The sequence below is a fragment of the Parabacteroides sp. CT06 genome, from assembly GCF_002257605.1.
GTDB classification, from domain to species: Bacteria; Bacteroidota; Bacteroidia; order Bacteroidales; family Tannerellaceae; genus Parabacteroides; species Parabacteroides distasonis.
Genome location: NZ_CP022754.1, coordinates 2565452 through 2582251, shown reverse-complemented (window position 1 = coordinate 2582251; position 16800 = coordinate 2565452). Strand labels below are relative to the sequence as shown.

Sequence of the window (16800 nt, the reverse complement as noted above, 5' to 3'; positions counted from 1 at the left end):
AATGTAGGGTTATTGAATCATGTTAAGTAACTAGAATATATTTGATGTAATTTGAATTTAAATTATTTATATATGACTTGTGGCAATAAAAAAAGAATTCTGTTCGTGATGCAAAGCCTTTATGATGGTGGAGCGGAAAAATTATTGGTGGATATGCTTAATAATTTTGATTATAGTAAATATGATATAGATCTTTTGTTAGAACATGATTTTGGAAATTATGCAAATCTAGTGCCTTTAGAAGTGAGAAAAATAATATTATTCTATAATATTAATAGACCCTTATTAGAAAGAATGATAGGAAAAATAATGTCCTATTTTGGTTTATATTATTTTTATATATTATTTTTTAGAAGACAGATAATAATTGATAAGATGAAAGGTGAAAAGTATGATACGATAATATCTTTTTTAGAAGGACGGAGTTTGGTGTATCATAGCTTTATATTGAAGCAAGGAATTAGGCATTTATCTTGGGTGCACGTAGATCTGTTTAATTTCCATTGGACAAAAAGGTATTTCAAAAGTAATAAGCATGAGAAGAAATGTTATGAATTAATGGATGATGTGATCTTTGTGTCTAATGATGCGAAAAATAAATTTCAACAACTTTTTAATGTGACTACATCCACAAAAGTAATATATAATTTGATAGATTGTAAGACAATTGTCTTGCGCGCAAATGAGTTTAAAGTTGAGAAAAGGAAATTTACGGTTTGTCTAGTAGGAAGATTGGTTAGACAAAAACAATTTGATAGTATTATAAGAGTTGCTAGAATTTTTGTAGATAATGGATATGATATAGATTTTTGGATTGTTGGTGCAGGTTGTTTGGAGTCAGATCTTAGTAAAATGATCCATGATTTACATTTGGATGATAATGTACACCTTTTAGGTTATAAGCCTAATCCTTATGTCTATATAAAGTGTGCGGATTTATTTGTGAGTTGTTCTTTGGCAGAGGGATTTTCTTTAGTTGTGGCGGAAGCATTATGTCTGGGAAAAGCAATTGTGTCTACAAAAACAGTTGGTCCAGTAGAGCTTTTAGGGTCAAATTCCGAGTATGGGGTTTTGGCAGACAATGATGATGAATCTCTGTATAATGCAATTAAATTATTTGTCAATGATTATAATAAGGTCTTTGTCTATCAAAATAAAGCAGCAAAACGTTCTTTGATGTTTGATGTTGAAAAAACAATGAATGAAATATATAGTATTTTATGACTGGCTCATTTGTTATTAAGAAGAATAGAATTTTAGAGATATTGTTCTTTATTATAATATTTCTTGTTAATCTTAAAATGACACTAAATATATCAGACTTTGCTACAGCTAATTTATCTATACTTATTATTGGTATTTCTTTTATTTCGTTGCTTTTTACAAAGATAGATGATAATATTTATTGGATAGTTCTATTTTTTATACTTTCATTGTTTCGTGTGGAAGCATCTAAAATGTTGTTTGTGTCATTGCTGGTATCAATATCTAGGAATCTTTATATTGATAAAATGGCTAAATATTCTTTTTGTCTAACTGTATTATTCTTAATTATAAATTACGGTTTATTGATTTTAGGAGTGTTGCATGAAGAATATTCTGATTTTTTCTATAAGTCTGGAGGCGTTGTTAGTGATATGGGATATGGAAATCCTAACCTGTTTTCATTGTATTTGTTTTTCTTGGTTATTTTTCTTGTGGTTTTAAAGAAAGAAATTAATACATTTCTTGTCGCTTTTATAGTCTTTGTTATATATGAATCATTTTATTCTCGTACGGTTCTGTTCTCTGGCTGTATTCTGCTTGTTTTATCTTTTGTTCAAAAAACAAATTTAAAAAAATGTTTCTTTAATAAATATATATTGTTGTCTTATCCATTTGTGATACTATTCTTTTTTATTGTTGTTTTGTTTAATGAATCAGAGTATTCTTTTATTCATGAAATTAGTTCTGGTAGATTAAGGTATTCTTTGCTCGTATTTGGCGAATTAACTCCGAATAATTTGTTGATTGGTGCAACTAATATTGATGAGTCTATTATAATAGATGTTGCGTATATATCATTGCTGCTGTCTTCTGGAATTTTTTCTTTAGCATATTTGTATAATCTATATTGTAAGGCTGTTTCTAAGTTTGATTATAATTTGATTCTCATTCCTGTAATGCTTCAATATTTATTTTTGAGTTTGTCCGAAAGTGCTATTATTAATACATATCTTTGGGGAGGTCTGTTTTTTTGGATAGTAATGTCGGGTAAGTATTCTTGTGGTAAAACCAATTAATTATTTATATGTTTTTTGATTTAAAGAAAAAAATATCTTATAAAGAATGGAATGTGGGATTTTTTAATGCTATTCCAGAAGATTTAGTCAGTGATAATATTGATTTGTCTAATATCACTTGGTTAAGGAGAGACTCTAAATTTCATTGTTATGCAGATCCATTCATTTTAAATGTATCTGACTGCACTATTGATTTGCTTGTAGAAGATATCTTGTTAGGTAGTAAAAATGTAGCAACAATATGTCATTTGTCTGTCGATAAATGTACAGGTGAAATAATTGAAAAATATACGTTGATAGATGATAATATACATAACTCTTATCCCTTGATTATTAGAGGTGATACTCTTGATGAGGTTTATATTGTTCCTGAAAATTCGTATTCTACAGAACTTAATGTTTATAAGTATAATACTTTGTTACATTCTTGTGAACATTTCAGTACTATGCTTCCTGTTGCAGTTGCGGATGCTACAATCTTGCCTTATAATGGAGCCTTTTATCTTTTTGCAACTTCAAGAAATGCATATAATAAGGATTTGTATATGTGGACTTCAAATAATAGATTATATGGATACGATTTGTCTCCAATATTAATAAAATCTAATTTGTTTGGGAGCAGAATGGCTGGTGATTTCATGTACGTAAATAATACTGTATACAGACCAGCTCAGGATTGTTTACAAGGGTATGGTAAAGGTATTATTCTGTATAAAGTTGAGGATATTTCAGATAAGTCCTATAATGAAACAAAAGTAATATCCCTTTATCCTGATTCCTCGTCATATTACTCGGATGGTTTGCACACGATAAATTTTTATAAAAGCATATGTGTTATAGATGGTTATAAGAATCACTATATTCCTTTTCAGAAAATATATCGTAAATTATTTGATAAGTATAGATCATGAATATCTTGTTTATTAGTTTATTAGATCCTTCTGAATCAGGTAGTGGCAATCAAAAAGTCACTTTGTTGTCTGCCAAATATTTGTCTAGTGTTGGAATTCATTGTTTTATAGCTTATTTTAAAGATTCTGAATATAGTTCCTCTCAATTAGTCTTTGATGCGAAATTTAAAATTGATTATAATGATTTAGATGGTTTCCGTTCTTTTCTTATTGATAATGAGATTTCTATTATTCATAATCAGGCATCAAGAGCTGTTAATATGAAATTCCTTGGTCAAGCTGTTGCGGGATTAAAAGTGAAAATTATATCAGTTTTGCATAATCTTCCAGGAACAGAGAATATTAGATATAATAAGCAATCTCTTTTGTTTCAAGTTCTTAATAGGCGGATTTCTTTTAAGTGGCTTATTTATCTTTTATTGTTATTCTTCTACCCTATTACTCGTTTTCTAGTTAAATATACTACCAAAAGGAAGTATAAATCTATCTATAAATACTCAGATGCTTTAGTTCTCCTATCTGATGCTTATATACCCATTTATAGATCTATTGCTAATTTGAAGGATTCTTCTAAGATGGTCTCAATTCCCAATTTTCTCTCATTTGATTATGTTGAGCGTAACTATTCTAAAACAAATGAATTGCTAATTGTGGCTCGATTTGATGAAATATCTAAGCGTATATTACTAGCATTAAAAATTTGGAAACATTTTTTATCTACTTATGACGTGAGAGATTGGTGTTTAACTATAGTTGGTTATGGAGAGTGGGAATCTGTTTATAAAGACTTTATAAATAAAAATGATATTGTAAATGTGAAATTGGTTGGGCGTGATGATTCAAAGAAATATTTTGAACGTTCGTCAATACTAATGTTTACCTCTTTATTAGAAGGTGCTCCACTAAGTCTGCTTGAAGCTATGCAGATGAAAGTAGTCCCTATTGCTTTTGATGATTGTATGGCTATTCGAGGTTTCTTAATTAATGATGTTAATTCAAAAGTTATTAAGTCTTTGGACATATCTGAATATTCTCGCTCGATTTATGACTTAATTACTAATGAAAAATTGCGTTGTAAACTTTCAGAGAATGCTTTTAATTGTCTCCATTATTTTACTGTAAAAAATGTTATGCTAAGGTGGGTGGATTTGTATAATAGTTTGTTGAAATAATATATAATTATGTGTCACGAAAATTTTATTATTGGATACACTTCTGGAGTGTTTGATATGTTTCATATTGGTCATTTAAACATACTAAAACGAGCTAAGGAATTGTGTGATTTTTTAATTGTTGGTGTTAGTACCGATGAATTGGTAAGAGAGTATAAGCATAAAAGTCCTATAATCTCTTATGATAATCGTAAGGCAATTGTTGAGGCTTGCAAATATGTAGATAAAGTAGTTCCTCAAGTTAATCGAGATAAAATGTCTGCTTATCATCGTTTGCATTTCGATGTGATGTTTGTTGGTGATGACTGGAAAGGTAATTCTTTGTTTCAGGAAGTAGAAGCTGAGTTGAATAAGAATGGAGCTAAAGTTGTTTATTTTCCTTATACTAAAGGTATTTCTTCTACTATATTGCGTGATAAACTAGTTTAAATTACTACTATGAATGTTGATATTAAAGATTTTCAATATAAAATATTAGAAATAGCGTTTTATTTTGATGAGTTTTGTAAGAAATATGATATAGAATATTATTTAATGGGTGGAAGTGCTTTAGGTGCTGTTAGGCATCATGGCTTTATTCCATGGGATGATGATTTTGACGTTTTTATGACTTTTAATAATTATCATAAGTTCCTTCATTATGCTTCTATACATCTTGATACAGAAAAATTTCATCTTCAAAGAGAAAATTCTACTGAGTGGCCTTTGTTTTTTTCTAAGTTAAGAATGAATGGAACAACTTGTATTGAAAAAGGATATAATAAAATGCATCAAGGTATTTATATTGATATAATGTGTTTGTATAATGTATCACCTAATAAGTTTGTTCGTTATATTCAATATTTATCCGCTCAAATTTTAAAAGCTACATCTCTTTATTTGGTAGATTACGATTCTGATAGCTTTTTCAAGAAAGTATTTATTAATTCTTGTCATTTTGTTGTAGGTACTACAGCAAAAAACTTTTTATTCAAAATATTGAATCACTTTTCAACTAAAAATACGTTACTTGTTGGCCATTTTTTTGGAAAGGCTCCGTTTCCCAAAACGAGTTTTCCTCGTAAATGGTTAGGAATTCAGCGCTATGTGAATTTTGAGAATCTCCTTTTACCTATTCCTTTTGAAGCAGAAAAATATCTTTCTCTTAGGTATGGTAGCGATTTTATGAAAATCCCTAATTCTGATATTTTTACAGAATATCCTATTCATGCAGTTTTTGTTGATATACATAATGATTATACAATTTATAAAGACAAGTTTAATTCTTAATTATCTTAGCTTTAGCTGATTACTTAACTGAAAAATCTTTTCTTTATCATGAAAGTAGTACTTCTTGCAGGAGGTTTCGGTTCTCGTATATCTGAGGAATCTCAGTTCAAGCCGAAGCCAATGATTGAGATTGGTGGTATGCCAATCTTGTGGCACATTATGAAAGAGTATGCCTATTATGGTTATACCGAGTTTATCATTTGCGCCGGTTATAAACAGGAATATATTAAGGAGTGGTTCGCCAACTATTTCCTTCATAACTCTGATGTGACTTTCGACTATCGTGGTGGCAACAACGAAATGACCGTTCATCAAACTAATATGGAGCCTTGGAAAGTCACAGTCGTTGATACGGGCTACAACACTATGACTGGAGGTCGTATTAAGCGTATCCAGAGATATATAGAGAATGAGACTTTCTTGATGACATACGGCGATGGTGTTTGTGATGTAGAAATTGATAAATTGGTGGAGTTTCATAAGAGCCATGGCAAGCTTGCGACCCTTACGGCCGTCAAGATAGCACAAGATAAAGGAGTCTTAGATATTACTAAAGATCAAGCCGTAAGGGCTTTTCGGGAAAAGAACGCCTCTGATGGCGCTCCTATTAATGCCGGCTACATGGTGTTGGAACCCGAGGTTTTTGATATGCTGGAAGGGGGTGACTCTTGTGTCTTCGAAAAGACCGCACTAGTCAAGTTGGCGCAAGAGGGTCAGTTGATGTCTTACATCCATACTGGTTTTTGGCAGTGCATGGATAATATACGTGAGAAATCTATGCTTGAAAAACTGCTTGCCGAGGATAAAGCTCCTTGGAAGCGTTGGGAGCGCTCTGTTCCGGAAATACCAGATTACGCAAAATAATAAGTTATCATACGAATGGGAAATATATTGGATTTTTATAAAGGCAAGAGGATTTTCCTTACAGGCCATACCGGCTTTAAGGGCTCTTGGATGTGTAGGATGCTCGCTAATGCCGGAGCGATCGTTACAGGATATTCACTGAAAGCCCCAACAGAACCATCGCTATTTCGAATTGCCAATATTGAAGATGACATACATTCCGTGATTGGCGATATACGAGATTATACCTCTCTAAAGAAGGCTTTTGATGAGTCTCAACCAGAAATTGTACTGCATCTTGCCGCTCAGCCCATTGTTAGAGATTCTTATAAAGATCCTGCCTATACCTACGAGACAAACGTGATGGGTACCGTGAATATTCTTGAGTGTGTTCGCAATAATTGTTGTGTGAAGTCTTTCTTGAATGTCACTACGGATAAAGTGTATTTGAATAGGGAGTGGAGTTGGGGCTATAGGGAGAATGAGGAATTGGATGGGTATGATCCTTATTCAAATTCCAAATCCTGTTCGGAGCTGGTGACTCATAGCTACAAGCGTTCTTTCTTCACAAATATTGATGGTCTGCCTATTATTCCTATTTCTACTGCTAGAGCGGGTAATGTGATAGGTGGTGGAGATTTCGCCAATGATAGAATAGTACCTGATTGTATCCGTGCGGCTGTAAAACATGAGGATATTGTTGTGCGTAATCCATACTCTACCCGTCCTTATCAACATGTTCTAGAACCTTTGTATGCTTACCTGCTGATAGCGATGAAGCAATATGAGGATATCGGTTTTGCGGATTATTATAATGTAGGTCCCGATGATGTGGATTGTTTTCAAACAGGCGCTCTTGTTGAGCTATTTGTGAACAAGTGGGGCGAAGGTATGAGGTGGGTGAACAAGTATGACGGTGGTCCTCACGAGGCTAATTTCTTGAAGCTTGATTGCTCTAAATTGAAAAAGACTTTTGGATGGAGCCCTCGATGGAATCTGGATGAGGCAATGGAAAAGATTGTTGAATGGAGTAAGGTTTGGCTAGCAGGTGGGGATGTTCGTGTTTGTATGGATAAACAGATAAATGAATTTTTAAACGTATAACGATAATATGAAGAACGTAATCGTCACAGGGGGCAATGGTTTTATAGGTAGTTCACTTATAAAGAAATTGATAGAAAAAGGTACTAGGGTTGTTGCTGTTGATATTACCTTTCATGGCAATCGTTTGCCTGATTCAAATCTTATTACGAGGATAGAATCAGGGGTGAATACATCTCTAGTCGAAAGACTGCCAGTAATTGAATATGACTCTTTCTATCATTTTGCGTGGAAAGGTGTAAATGGGGCTGATAAAGCAGATCCTACGGTTCAATTATCAAATATTCAGATGGCAGTAGATTGCGCTAATATTTGCAAGAGGCTAAATGTGAAAAAATTTCTTTGTGCGGGTACTGTAGCGGAGAATGTAGCATTTAGTTTGTCGCATCTGAAAAAAACGACTGGTGGAATGATGTATGGTGTGGCTAAGCATGCTTGCAGAATAATTTTGGAAGATTATTGCAAGAATATCGCTCAACAGTTTGTGTGGATGCAGTTCTCAAATATATACGGTGTAGGTAATAAAACGGGCAATTTGGTTAGTTATACGTTAGGTGAGTTGATGGCTGGTAAAGAAGCAGCATTTGGTCCTGCTTTACAACCATATGATTTTATTTATGTGGATGATCTTATAGAAGCTGTATATCGTCTAGGCTTTAAGGAAACTAATAAGCCATTCTATTATATAGGCTCTGGCAATCCTAAAGTCTTGAAAGATTATCTTATTCGTATAGGAGAACTAGTTGGTTGCGCAGATAAGGTAGGGATAGGAGTCCGTGAAGATGATGGTGTAAAGTATACAATGGATATGTTTGACAATAGTAACTTGGTTAGTACTATTGGAGAATATGCGTCTATAGACTTTGATAAAGGCATTAATAAAACTATTAATTGGCTTAAAAACTCTTTGATGTTATAGCGGAATTAGTCATGATACAGAAATTTGAATTCAAGGGACTTGATATGAAGGGGGCATATGAGATAACTCCCTTCTATGCCACAGACGAACGTGGTGGCTTTATAAAGGATTACAATATTGATGCATTTAAGCAAAATGGTATAGATCATGAACTTAAAGAGGTGTTCTATACCATTAGTAAAAAGGGTGTAATTCGTGCGATGCACTTCCAGCTTGTTAAACAGCAAGCCAAGCTTGTTCGTTGTATAAGTGGCCATGTGTATGACGTAATCATAGATCTTCGCCCTGATTCGCCAACATTTGGTAAATGGCAAGGTTTTGATCTGACCGGAGAGAATCAGAAGGCTCTATACATACCTCAGTATTTTGGCCACGGCTATTTGGTGCTGGAGGATTCTGTCGTTAGCTATAAATGTGGTGAGGTGTTTTATGGTGAAGGTGATGCCGGCATAATGTATAATGATCCGGATATGGCTATAGAGTGGCCTTTCGATAAGATTGGCGGTATTGAGAAATTGATCATTTCTGACAAGGATAAAAACTTGATGAGTTTGAAGGAATATATAGAAAAAGTACAATAGCTGATGGATAAGCGACTTTCTATTTATGTTAGTTCTCCTGATTCGTATTCTGATGTGCTTGCCGTATTTTTAAAAGGGTATCGGAGATATTGGAGTGATTGTCCCTATGAGTTTATTCTAACCACCAATACCAAATCGTATGAAGGTATTACTTGTATATGCAATAATAAGCAAAATGATACTTGGGTTGAGCGTACTATAGCGGCTTTGCCAGTTATAAAATCGAAGTATGTAATGTTGATGTGTGATGACATTATCTTGAGTGACAATGTTGACAATTCATTAATAGAGCGGTTACTTGACTATATGGATAGCCACGAGATAAGGTATTGTAATTTAGGCCCTACTCCTAAAGGATCTAAAATTAAATCTTTTCCTTTATTGCGTAGTGTCAATAAGCAAATCCCCTATGCTATCAATCTTCAATTTGGAATATTTCGAAAGGATCTTTTTGTTGAGCTGTTAGGCGATGGCTCTCTTAGTGCATGGGATATTGAAAACTCAATAAATGAACAAGCCGCTGTTGCTCCATCAGAGGATTATAAAGATGTGGTGGCAGTTTCAGAATATATCTTGCCATATATACATGGAGTATATAAAGGTAAATGGATTAGGCATGCTGTTGAAAATTTGAGTAGATTGAGCTTGTATATAGATTCTGGTAGAGGCATTGTTCCTCTCTCTCAACAGATAAAGATTGATATGACTAATTGGCTTCAGTGGAAAATATCACCTAAGCAACGGAGAGCGCTAAAAAATGTCTTAAGTAGAGTGGGTATGAAATTTGCAACGAAGAGATGAGCTGGTGTAATGTGGTTATGAAGAATGTTTATGTTTTTTAATTCTGTAAATCAGAGAGTTGTTTTTTTTATGAGGCAGATTAGGATCATGAGAATGAGAAAGATAGATTTGAGACAGTTCTTTACGTACAGACTCTGTAAAGAGTCAATCTTCAAGTGTTCCGGATACATCTTATATGTACATATAGAAATTTTTCTTATATAATACTTTTCCTGAAAGTCTATGTTATTTTCCGTATTACTTTCTTTATATCATAAAGAGAGCCCACTATTTTTACGTCAAAGTCTGACCAGTATCTTCACGCAAACGCTATTGCCTATAGAAGTTGTCTTGGTGGAAGATGGTCCTTTGACGGATGAGCTGTATGCGGTCATAAAAGAATTCACAAGCCAGCATCCTGAGTTAAAAGTGATTTCTTTGCCCACCAACCGAGGTCTCGGCAAGGCTCTTAACGAGGGGCTGAAGCATTGTTCGTATGACCTTGTGGCTCGTATGGACACGGATGATATCGCTAAGCCGGATCGTTTTGAGAAGCAATTGGCGATATTTTTGGAACATCCGGAAATTGATGTAGTGGGGGCTTGGATCGATGAGTTTGAAGGGGAGGTATCAAATGTACTTTCCATGCGGAAAGTGCCGGAGCAGCATGAAAATATCTTGAGGTTTGCCAAGGGAAGGTGTCCGGTGAACCATCCGGTGGTGATGTTTCGGAAGTCGGCCGTGCTAAAGGCTGGAGGATATAAGCATTTTCCTTTGTTCGAGGATTATTATCTGTGGGTACGGATGCTGATGAATGGTGCCCGGTTCTATAATATACAAGAGAGCCTGCTCTTTTTCCGCTTCTCGCCGGATATGTTTCGGCGGCGGGGAGGATGGCGGTATGCCGTAACGGAAGTGAGGTTGCAGGCGCTGTTTTACAAGATGGGTTTTATCGGCTTTTTCTCCTTGCTAAAGAATGTCTGTATTCGCTTAGTGACCCGTCTTCTCCCTAATGGCTTGCGTTCGTTGCTCTATAAGAGGCTCATCCGGGGGTAAATAGCTTTTTGTCCTCATCCACAGTATCGCTCACGGAAGGTGTCTCAAATATCAAATAACATTTTATCAATAGTCATTTTTATGGCTGGCAGATTATTTTTCATCACATCAAACACTATAACAGCGTCTATATCGAAATAATGATGTGCTATAATGTCTCGCATTCCCATAACTCCTTCCATGTTCACGGACAATGTCGCTATCGCTATAAACCATTGGCAGTACTTGCTTGTTTAATAGCCATTATTACGTTAATAAAATAGAGAATATGAGAACAAATGATTCAAAAACATCCGTAGACTCTAAATTGGAGGAGATGGAGGAAAAGTATCCTGTAGAGCAAATCGCTGTTAAAAATGAGAAGAAAATAACGGCCAAGGATGTAAAGGAGGCTGTGAAAGAGATTAATCCCGATACGGACAGCTTGGGTAGCAGAGGGTAAAACGTATTTTAATTTGCTTAAAAGAATAATTATTAAGATTTATAGTATTATCTTTGTGGTTGCGGTTTGTAATAAACCGAGGTATAAAGATTGGTAAATCTAGCAAATTAAATAATAAAGATGTATAGAACAAGAACTTGTGGCGACTTGCGCCTTGCGGATGAAGGTCTGGTGGTTACACTGGCCGGTTGGGTGCAGAAAACCCGCAAAATGGGAGGAATGACATTTGTCGATATCCGCGACCGTTATGGTATTACTCAGTTGGTATTTAATCAGGAGGTTGATGCAGCTCTTTGCGAAAAGGCGAATAAACTGGGCCGTGAATTCGTGATTCAGGTTACGGGTACGGTTCGTGAGCGTTCCAGCAAGAATGCGCATATCCCGACAGGTGATATTGAGTTGATCGTTTCTGAATTAAATGTCCTGAACACTGCGCTTACCCCTCCGTTCACGATCGAGGAGGAGACAGATGGCGGTGATGACTTGCGTATGAAATATCGTTATCTGGACTTGCGTCGTGCTTGCGTTCGTAAGAATCTGGAACTTCGTCATAGAATGGCGTTCGAGGTTCGCCGCTATTTGGATGAGCAAGGTTTCTTGGAGGTAGAGACTCCGGTTCTTGTAAATTCTACCCCGGAGGGTGCCCGTGACTTCGTGGTTCCTTCCCGTATGAACCCGGGACAGTTCTACGCTTTGCCTCAGTCTCCACAGACCTTGAAGCAATTGTTGATGGTTTCCGGTTTCGACCGTTATTTCCAGATCGTAAAATGTTTCCGTGACGAGGATTTGCGTGCGGATCGCCAGCCGGAGTTCACGCAGATCGACTGTGAGATGAGCTTCGTGGAGCAAGAGGATGTCTTGAATATGTTCGAGGGCATGGCGAAACATTTGTTTAAGGTAATCCGTGGTGTCGAGTTCAAGGAGTCGTTTATGCGTATGACTTGGCAAGATGCTATGAAACAATATGGTAGCGATAAACCGGATTTGCGTTTCGGCATGAAGTTCGTCGAGTTGATGGACATCATGAAAGGCCATGGTTTCTCCGTATTCGATAACGCTGCTTACATAGGGGGTATCTGTGCGGAAGGTGCTGCAAGCTATACCCGTAAACAACTGGATGCGCTGACTGAATTCGTGAAACGTCCGCAGGTAGGTGCTAAAGGTTTGGTTTACGCCCGTGTGGAAGCGGATGGTAACGTGAAATCAAGCGTAGATAAATTCTATAGCCAAGAGGTTCTTCAAGAAATGAAGAATGCGTTCGGCGCTAAGCCGGGTGATTTGATTTTGATCCTTTCCGGCGACGATGCGATGAAGACTCGTAAGCAACTTTGCGAGTTGCGTTTAGAGATGGGTAATCAATTAGGCCTTCGTGACAAGGATAAGTTCGTTTGCTTGTGGGTAATCGACTTCCCGCTGTTCGAATGGAACGAGGACGATCAACGTTTCTACGCTATGCACCATCCGTTTACCTCTCCGAATCCGGATGATATACCGTTGTTGGACACGGATCCGGGCGCTGTTCGTGCGAATGCGTATGATATGGTTATCAATGGCGTTGAAGTGGGTGGTGGTTCTATCCGTATCCACGACAGCCAATTACAGGATAAGATGTTCAAGCTGTTAGGATTCACCGAAGAAAGAGCGCAAGAGCAATTCGGTTTCTTGATGAATGCGTTCAAGTACGGAGCGCCTCCTCATGGAGGTTTGGCTTATGGCTTGGATCGTTTCGTGTCTTTGTTCGCCGGTTTGGATTCTATCCGCGACTGTATCGCTTTCCCGAAGAACAATTCTGGACGAGATGTTATGCTCGATGCTCCGGGTGTCTTGGATCCGGCCCAGTTGGACGAACTGAATTTGATCGTTGATATCAAGAAATAATCCAATCTGAAATTCCATTCGAATGGGAATCTTATTCCATCTGAATGGAATTTTCTTTTCTTCCGAAAGGAATTACTTTTTCTCCCGAACATAAATCAAAAGATATTTAGCATGGTAAAGGTTAAAGATATATTGAGAGAAATCGAGCATTACGCCCCGCTGCCGCTTCAAGAAGGTTTTGACAATGCGGGTGTGCAAGTTGGCGACGTGAACCAGCATGCGACGGGTGTGTTGCTATGCCTAGATGTTACCGAGGAGGTGCTTGATGAAGCGATCGAGATGGGATACAACCTGATCATCTCTCATCATCCTTTGGCCTTTAAGTCGTTTAAGTCGTTGACTGGCTCCAATTATATCGAGCGTTGCATGATGAAGGCGTGTAAGTATGATTTGGTGGTTTATGCCGCCCATACCAATCTTGATAATGCCGTAGGAGGCGTGAATTACCGTTTGGCAGAGTTGATCGGCTTGCAAAATGTACGGATCTTGAGCCCCCAAAAAGGCGCTTTGCTGAAGTTGGTGACGTTTGTCCCCGAGGCTTATGCCGAGATCATGCGGAATACCTTGTTCAATGCCGGTGCGGGAAGTATCGGGAACTATGATGCTTGCAGTTATAATTTACATGGCGAGGGAACATTCCGTGCCAATGCGGGATGCAATCCGTTTTGTGGTGAGATCGGCGAGTTGCATGTAGAGAAAGAGGTGCGTATCGAGATGATCCTTCCGGCATTCAAGAAGACGGCGGTGACCCGTGCCCTGTTATCCGTTCATCCGTATGAGGAGCCGGCTTTTGATTTTTATTCGTTATCAAACACATGGGAACAGGCAGGTTCCGGTGTAGTGGGAGAGTTGCCTGCCGAGGAAGATGAGTTGAGTTTCTTGTTGCGGATCAAGGCCCTGTTTAACGTCGGTTGCGTGAAGCATTCCCCATTTACTGGTAAGCCTATCCGAGAGGTCGCTATCTGCGGAGGCAGCGGCGCTTTCTTGATCAAGGACGCTATCGCGTATGGTGCCGATGTCTTTATAACGGGGGAGGCGAAGTACAACGATTTTTACGATGTGGAGGACCGGATTCTACTGGCGGTTATCGGTCATTATGAATCGGAAATCTGTACAAAAGACATATTTTATAACATAATATCGAAAAAATTCCCTACCTTTGCGGTACATTTTTCGAATGTTAATTCAAACCCAGTAAAATATTTATAGAATGGCTACAGATAAACAATCAGCTGAAAAGGAATATACGGTTGAAGAAAAGCTTTCTACGCTGTATCAACTTCAGACGATGATGACTGAAATTGATAAGATCAAGACCCTTCGTGGTGAGCTTCCTCTGGAGGTTCAAGACTTGGAGGACGAGATCGCAGGACTGGAAACACGTCTCCAGAACTATCAGGCGGAGATCAAGGAGTTTGAGGCTTCTGTTGTTGAGCAAAAGCATAAGATCACGGAATCTACCACATTGATAGATCGCTATAAGGCACAATTAGATAATGTGCGTAATAACCGGGAGTTTGATAACCTGTCCAAGGAGATCGAGTTCCAAGGTTTGGAAATTGAGTTCTCAGAGAAGAAAATCCGTGAGTTCGGAGAGGCGGTAGACGCTAAGAAAAAAGATATCGCTGAACTGACTGAGAAGCTGGAAGGCCGTAAGGCTGACTTGGTTCAGAAAAAGAGCGAGTTGGAGCAGATCATTTCCGAGACAAAGCAGGATGAGGAGAAACTTCGTGAGAAAGCGAAGAAGCTGGAAGCCACTATCGAACCTCGTTTGTTGACCGCTTTCAAGCGTATCCGTAAAGGTGCTCGTAACGGTTTGGCTGTTGTTTATGTGCAACGTGGCGCTTGCGGTGGTTGCTTTAACAAGATCCCGCCTCAGAAGCAATTGGATATCAAGTTGCGTAAGAAAATTATTGTTTGCGAATACTGTGGTCGTATTATGATCGACCCGGAATTAGCAGGTGTAGAAGATTAATTCAAAAGATCTATAAGTAATGGCTCTAGCTAAAACCGGCTAGGGCCATTATTGTTTTTAATACAAAGATGTTATGATACATACGATACGTTTATATATAGAGAAGTACCGGCTGTTATCCGAGGATCGTCCGGTTTTGGTCGGATTGAGCGGTGGTGCCGATTCTGTGGCTTTGTTGGGCGTATTGGTGCGTTTGGGATATCCGTGTATAGCGCTTCATTGTAACTTTCATTTGCGTGGGGAGGAGTCGGATCGGGATGAGGCATTTGCCTGTGAGTTCGCAGAATCTTTGGAAGTACCCTTTCATAAGATAGATTTCGATACGATCTCTTATGCCGGAGAGAGGCATCTCTCGATAGAGATGGCTGCCCGTGAATTGCGCTATGCTTGGTTTGAGGAGATGCGGGAGCGGCTGGGAGGGCAGGCGACCGCCGTCGCCCATCACCGGGACGATAATGTGGAGACGGTCTTGATGAATTTGATACGGGGCACGGGAATCCGGGGGATGAGCGGGATCCGTCCGAGGAATGGTTTCATCGTCCGTCCTTTGCTGTGCGTAAGCCGTGAGGATATCTTGGCTTGGCTGGCGGATCAAGGCTACGCCTATATGGTGGATAGCACGAATTTATCGGATGCTTATACCCGTAATTTCATCCGTTTGAATGTGTTGCCGCTTTTGGAGGAGATAAATCCATCGGCCCGGAATACCATCGCACGTTCCGCCGAGCATCTTTCTGCCGCAGAGACTATATATATATATGTATTGGAACAAGCCCGGAAAGAGGTTGTCGTATCGGATGATCGTCTTTCTATCGGGGCGTTGATGCGGTTTCCGGCTCCGGAGACGATTTTGTATGAGTTATTAAAAGAATATGGTTTTACCCGTCTGGTCTCGGACGATATTTTCGCTGCCTTGACCAAGGAGCCTGGTAAGCTGTTTTACTCTTCCACCCATCGTTTGCTGAAGGATCGGGATTATTTATGGATCACTTCTTTAGAGAAGAAGGAAAAGCGAACCTTCGTTTTAGATCCAGAAAAGGGCATTAATCATGAACCTATTGAACTATCTTTCCAAAAACTTGTTATAACTATAGATTTCCCTATCGAGAAGAATAAGCGGATCGCTTATTTGGATTATGATAAACTCGATTTCCCTTTAACATTGCGGACTTGGAAAGAAGGCGATTGGTTTATTCCCTTCGGAATGAAAGGACGTAAGAAGTTGAGTGACTATTTCTCCGATCATAAATTTAGCCGGATTGAGAAGGAGCGCACATGGCTTCTTTGTAGTGGCGACGCTATCGTTTGGGTGGTAGGAGAAAGGACTGATAATCGTTTTCGTATAGACGAATCAACAAAGCGTGTGCTAATTGTGAATTTTTTGGGCTAAATCCTCGTTTATTGTAAAAATATTCTTACATTTGCGAAGATTTACTCCGCAGATATGTTACTAATGGTTCAAATTAGCTGAACAATCCGGTTATTACATGAAAATTATAATTTAATAAAGATACAATGATACCATTGGGCGTACGTCGTGTTTGCATATGTGATCCGTGTGTATGTGCCATTTATATTATTACTTCGCAAT

General features: G+C 37.9%; 18 protein-coding genes. 17 read left to right on the top strand and 1 reads right to left on the bottom strand.

Going from position 1 to position 16800, the window contains the following annotated elements; translation table 11 throughout:
• Positions 1 to 108: 108 nt before the first annotated feature.
• The 12 genes from CI960_RS11280 (at position 109) to CI960_RS11225 (ending at position 10914) form a co-directional block, all read left to right on the top strand.
• Positions 109 to 1224, top strand: a complete 1116-nt coding sequence (locus tag CI960_RS11280) for a glycosyltransferase (RefSeq protein ID WP_036628693.1) — start codon at positions 109 to 111, stop codon at positions 1222 to 1224.
• On the top strand, positions 1221 to 2282 hold the full coding sequence (locus tag CI960_RS11275; RefSeq protein ID WP_005856270.1) for a hypothetical protein: 1062 nt from the start codon (positions 1221 to 1223) through the stop codon (positions 2280 to 2282). Before CI960_RS11280 ends, CI960_RS11275 begins: the two co-directional genes overlap by 4 nt.
• Before the next feature lie 8 nt (positions 2283 to 2290).
• Positions 2291 to 3193, top strand: coding sequence for a hypothetical protein (locus CI960_RS11270; protein ID WP_005856272.1), 903 nt, complete (start codon positions 2291 to 2293; stop codon positions 3191 to 3193).
• Positions 3190 to 4365 (top strand): glycosyltransferase, encoded by a 1176-nt coding sequence (locus CI960_RS11265; RefSeq protein ID WP_005856274.1) that lies wholly within the window; start codon positions 3190 to 3192, stop codon positions 4363 to 4365. Before CI960_RS11270 ends, CI960_RS11265 begins: the two co-directional genes overlap by 4 nt.
• A gap of 9 nt (positions 4366 to 4374) precedes the next feature.
• Positions 4375 to 4794, top strand: a complete 420-nt coding sequence (locus CI960_RS11260; protein ID WP_005856277.1) for an adenylyltransferase/cytidyltransferase family protein — start codon at positions 4375 to 4377, stop codon at positions 4792 to 4794.
• Between the two features lie 9 nt (positions 4795 to 4803).
• Positions 4804 to 5634 (top strand): phosphorylcholine transferase LicD, encoded by an 831-nt coding sequence (locus tag CI960_RS11255; RefSeq protein ID WP_005856279.1) that lies wholly within the window; start codon positions 4804 to 4806, stop codon positions 5632 to 5634.
• A gap of 48 nt (positions 5635 to 5682) precedes the next feature.
• Complete coding sequence (gene rfbF / locus CI960_RS11250) at positions 5683 to 6498, top strand: glucose-1-phosphate cytidylyltransferase (protein WP_005856281.1); 816 nt, start codon at positions 5683 to 5685, stop codon at positions 6496 to 6498.
• A 15-nt stretch (positions 6499 to 6513) separates the two neighbouring features.
• Positions 6514 to 7581, top strand: coding sequence for a CDP-glucose 4,6-dehydratase (rfbG, locus tag CI960_RS11245; protein ID WP_005856283.1), 1068 nt, complete (start codon positions 6514 to 6516; stop codon positions 7579 to 7581).
• 7 nt (positions 7582 to 7588) lie between these two features.
• Positions 7589 to 8497, top strand: coding sequence for an NAD(P)-dependent oxidoreductase (locus CI960_RS11240; RefSeq protein ID WP_005856286.1), 909 nt, complete (start codon positions 7589 to 7591; stop codon positions 8495 to 8497).
• 11 nt (positions 8498 to 8508) lie between these two features.
• Positions 8509 to 9078, top strand: coding sequence for a dTDP-4-dehydrorhamnose 3,5-epimerase (gene rfbC / locus CI960_RS11235; protein ID WP_005856288.1), 570 nt, complete (start codon positions 8509 to 8511; stop codon positions 9076 to 9078).
• Between the two features lie 3 nt (positions 9079 to 9081).
• Positions 9082 to 9879 carry a hypothetical protein gene (locus tag CI960_RS11230; RefSeq protein WP_005856290.1) on the top strand — a complete coding sequence of 266 codons (798 nt, stop codon included), beginning with the start codon at positions 9082 to 9084 and terminating at the stop codon, positions 9877 to 9879.
• Between the two features lie 222 nt (positions 9880 to 10101).
• Positions 10102 to 10914: a glycosyltransferase gene (locus tag CI960_RS11225; protein WP_005856293.1), complete on the top strand. Its 813-nt coding sequence runs from the start codon at positions 10102 to 10104 to the stop codon at positions 10912 to 10914.
• Between the two features lie 44 nt (positions 10915 to 10958).
• Here CI960_RS11225 and CI960_RS11220 read toward each other — a convergent pair whose 3' ends face one another.
• Positions 10959 to 11078: a HepT-like ribonuclease domain-containing protein gene (locus tag CI960_RS11220; RefSeq protein ID WP_229033907.1), complete on the bottom strand. Its 120-nt coding sequence runs from the start codon at positions 11076 to 11078 to the stop codon at positions 10959 to 10961.
• 104 nt (positions 11079 to 11182) lie between these two features.
• On the opposite strand from CI960_RS11220, the gene CI960_RS23425 reads away from it, so the two are divergent.
• The 5 genes from CI960_RS23425 to tilS all read left to right on the top strand — a co-directional run bounded on the left by CI960_RS23425 (position 11183) and on the right by tilS (position 16599).
• Positions 11183 to 11356 carry a hypothetical protein gene (locus CI960_RS23425; protein WP_005856296.1) on the top strand — a complete coding sequence of 58 codons (174 nt, stop codon included), beginning with the start codon at positions 11183 to 11185 and terminating at the stop codon, positions 11354 to 11356.
• A 120-nt stretch (positions 11357 to 11476) separates the two neighbouring features.
• Positions 11477 to 13234 (top strand): aspartate--tRNA ligase, encoded by a 1758-nt coding sequence (gene aspS, locus CI960_RS11215; RefSeq protein ID WP_005856298.1) that lies wholly within the window; start codon positions 11477 to 11479, stop codon positions 13232 to 13234.
• A 111-nt stretch (positions 13235 to 13345) separates the two neighbouring features.
• Positions 13346 to 14443, top strand: coding sequence for a Nif3-like dinuclear metal center hexameric protein (locus tag CI960_RS11210; protein WP_005856300.1), 1098 nt, complete (start codon positions 13346 to 13348; stop codon positions 14441 to 14443).
• A gap of 1 nt (position 14444) precedes the next feature.
• Positions 14445 to 15209, top strand: coding sequence for a zinc ribbon domain-containing protein (locus tag CI960_RS11205; protein WP_005856302.1), 765 nt, complete (start codon positions 14445 to 14447; stop codon positions 15207 to 15209).
• 73 nt (positions 15210 to 15282) lie between these two features.
• Complete coding sequence (tilS, locus tag CI960_RS11200; RefSeq protein WP_005856304.1) at positions 15283 to 16599, top strand: tRNA lysidine(34) synthetase TilS; 1317 nt, start codon at positions 15283 to 15285, stop codon at positions 16597 to 16599.
• Positions 16600 to 16800 lie beyond the last annotated feature (201 nt).

What these genes read in the sequence shown, in the direction of transcription:
- aspS (WP_005856298.1), top strand. Translation starts at nt 11,477, where the DNA reads ATGTATAGAACAAGAACTTGTGGCGACTTGCGCCTTGCGGATGAAGGT.
- CI960_RS11240 (WP_005856286.1), top strand. Translation starts at nt 7,589, where the DNA reads ATGAAGAACGTAATCGTCACAGGGGGCAATGGTTTTATAGGTAGTTCA.
- CI960_RS23425 (WP_005856296.1), top strand. Translation starts at nt 11,183, where the DNA reads ATGAGAACAAATGATTCAAAAACATCCGTAGACTCTAAATTGGAGGAG.
- CI960_RS11275 (WP_005856270.1), top strand. Translation starts at nt 1,221, where the DNA reads ATGACTGGCTCATTTGTTATTAAGAAGAATAGAATTTTAGAGATATTG.
- CI960_RS11255 (WP_005856279.1), top strand. Translation starts at nt 4,804, where the DNA reads ATGAATGTTGATATTAAAGATTTTCAATATAAAATATTAGAAATAGCG.
- rfbG (WP_005856283.1), top strand. Translation starts at nt 6,514, where the DNA reads ATGGGAAATATATTGGATTTTTATAAAGGCAAGAGGATTTTCCTTACA.
- CI960_RS11230 (WP_005856290.1), top strand. Translation starts at nt 9,082, where the DNA reads ATGGATAAGCGACTTTCTATTTATGTTAGTTCTCCTGATTCGTATTCT.
- CI960_RS11205 (WP_005856302.1), top strand. Translation starts at nt 14,445, where the DNA reads ATGGCTACAGATAAACAATCAGCTGAAAAGGAATATACGGTTGAAGAA.
- tilS (WP_005856304.1), top strand. Translation starts at nt 15,283, where the DNA reads ATGATACATACGATACGTTTATATATAGAGAAGTACCGGCTGTTATCC.
- rfbC (WP_005856288.1), top strand. Translation starts at nt 8,509, where the DNA reads ATGATACAGAAATTTGAATTCAAGGGACTTGATATGAAGGGGGCATAT.
- CI960_RS11225 (WP_005856293.1), top strand. Translation starts at nt 10,102, where the DNA reads ATGTTATTTTCCGTATTACTTTCTTTATATCATAAAGAGAGCCCACTA.
- CI960_RS11220 (WP_229033907.1), bottom strand. Translation starts at nt 11,078, where the DNA reads ATGCGAGACATTATAGCACATCATTATTTCGATATAGACGCTGTTATA.
- CI960_RS11280 (WP_036628693.1), top strand. Translation starts at nt 109, where the DNA reads ATGCAAAGCCTTTATGATGGTGGAGCGGAAAAATTATTGGTGGATATG.
- CI960_RS11210 (WP_005856300.1), top strand. Translation starts at nt 13,346, where the DNA reads ATGGTAAAGGTTAAAGATATATTGAGAGAAATCGAGCATTACGCCCCG.
- CI960_RS11265 (WP_005856274.1), top strand. Translation starts at nt 3,190, where the DNA reads ATGAATATCTTGTTTATTAGTTTATTAGATCCTTCTGAATCAGGTAGT.
- rfbF (WP_005856281.1), top strand. Translation starts at nt 5,683, where the DNA reads ATGAAAGTAGTACTTCTTGCAGGAGGTTTCGGTTCTCGTATATCTGAG.
- CI960_RS11260 (WP_005856277.1), top strand. Translation starts at nt 4,375, where the DNA reads ATGTGTCACGAAAATTTTATTATTGGATACACTTCTGGAGTGTTTGAT.
- CI960_RS11270 (WP_005856272.1), top strand. Translation starts at nt 2,291, where the DNA reads ATGTTTTTTGATTTAAAGAAAAAAATATCTTATAAAGAATGGAATGTG.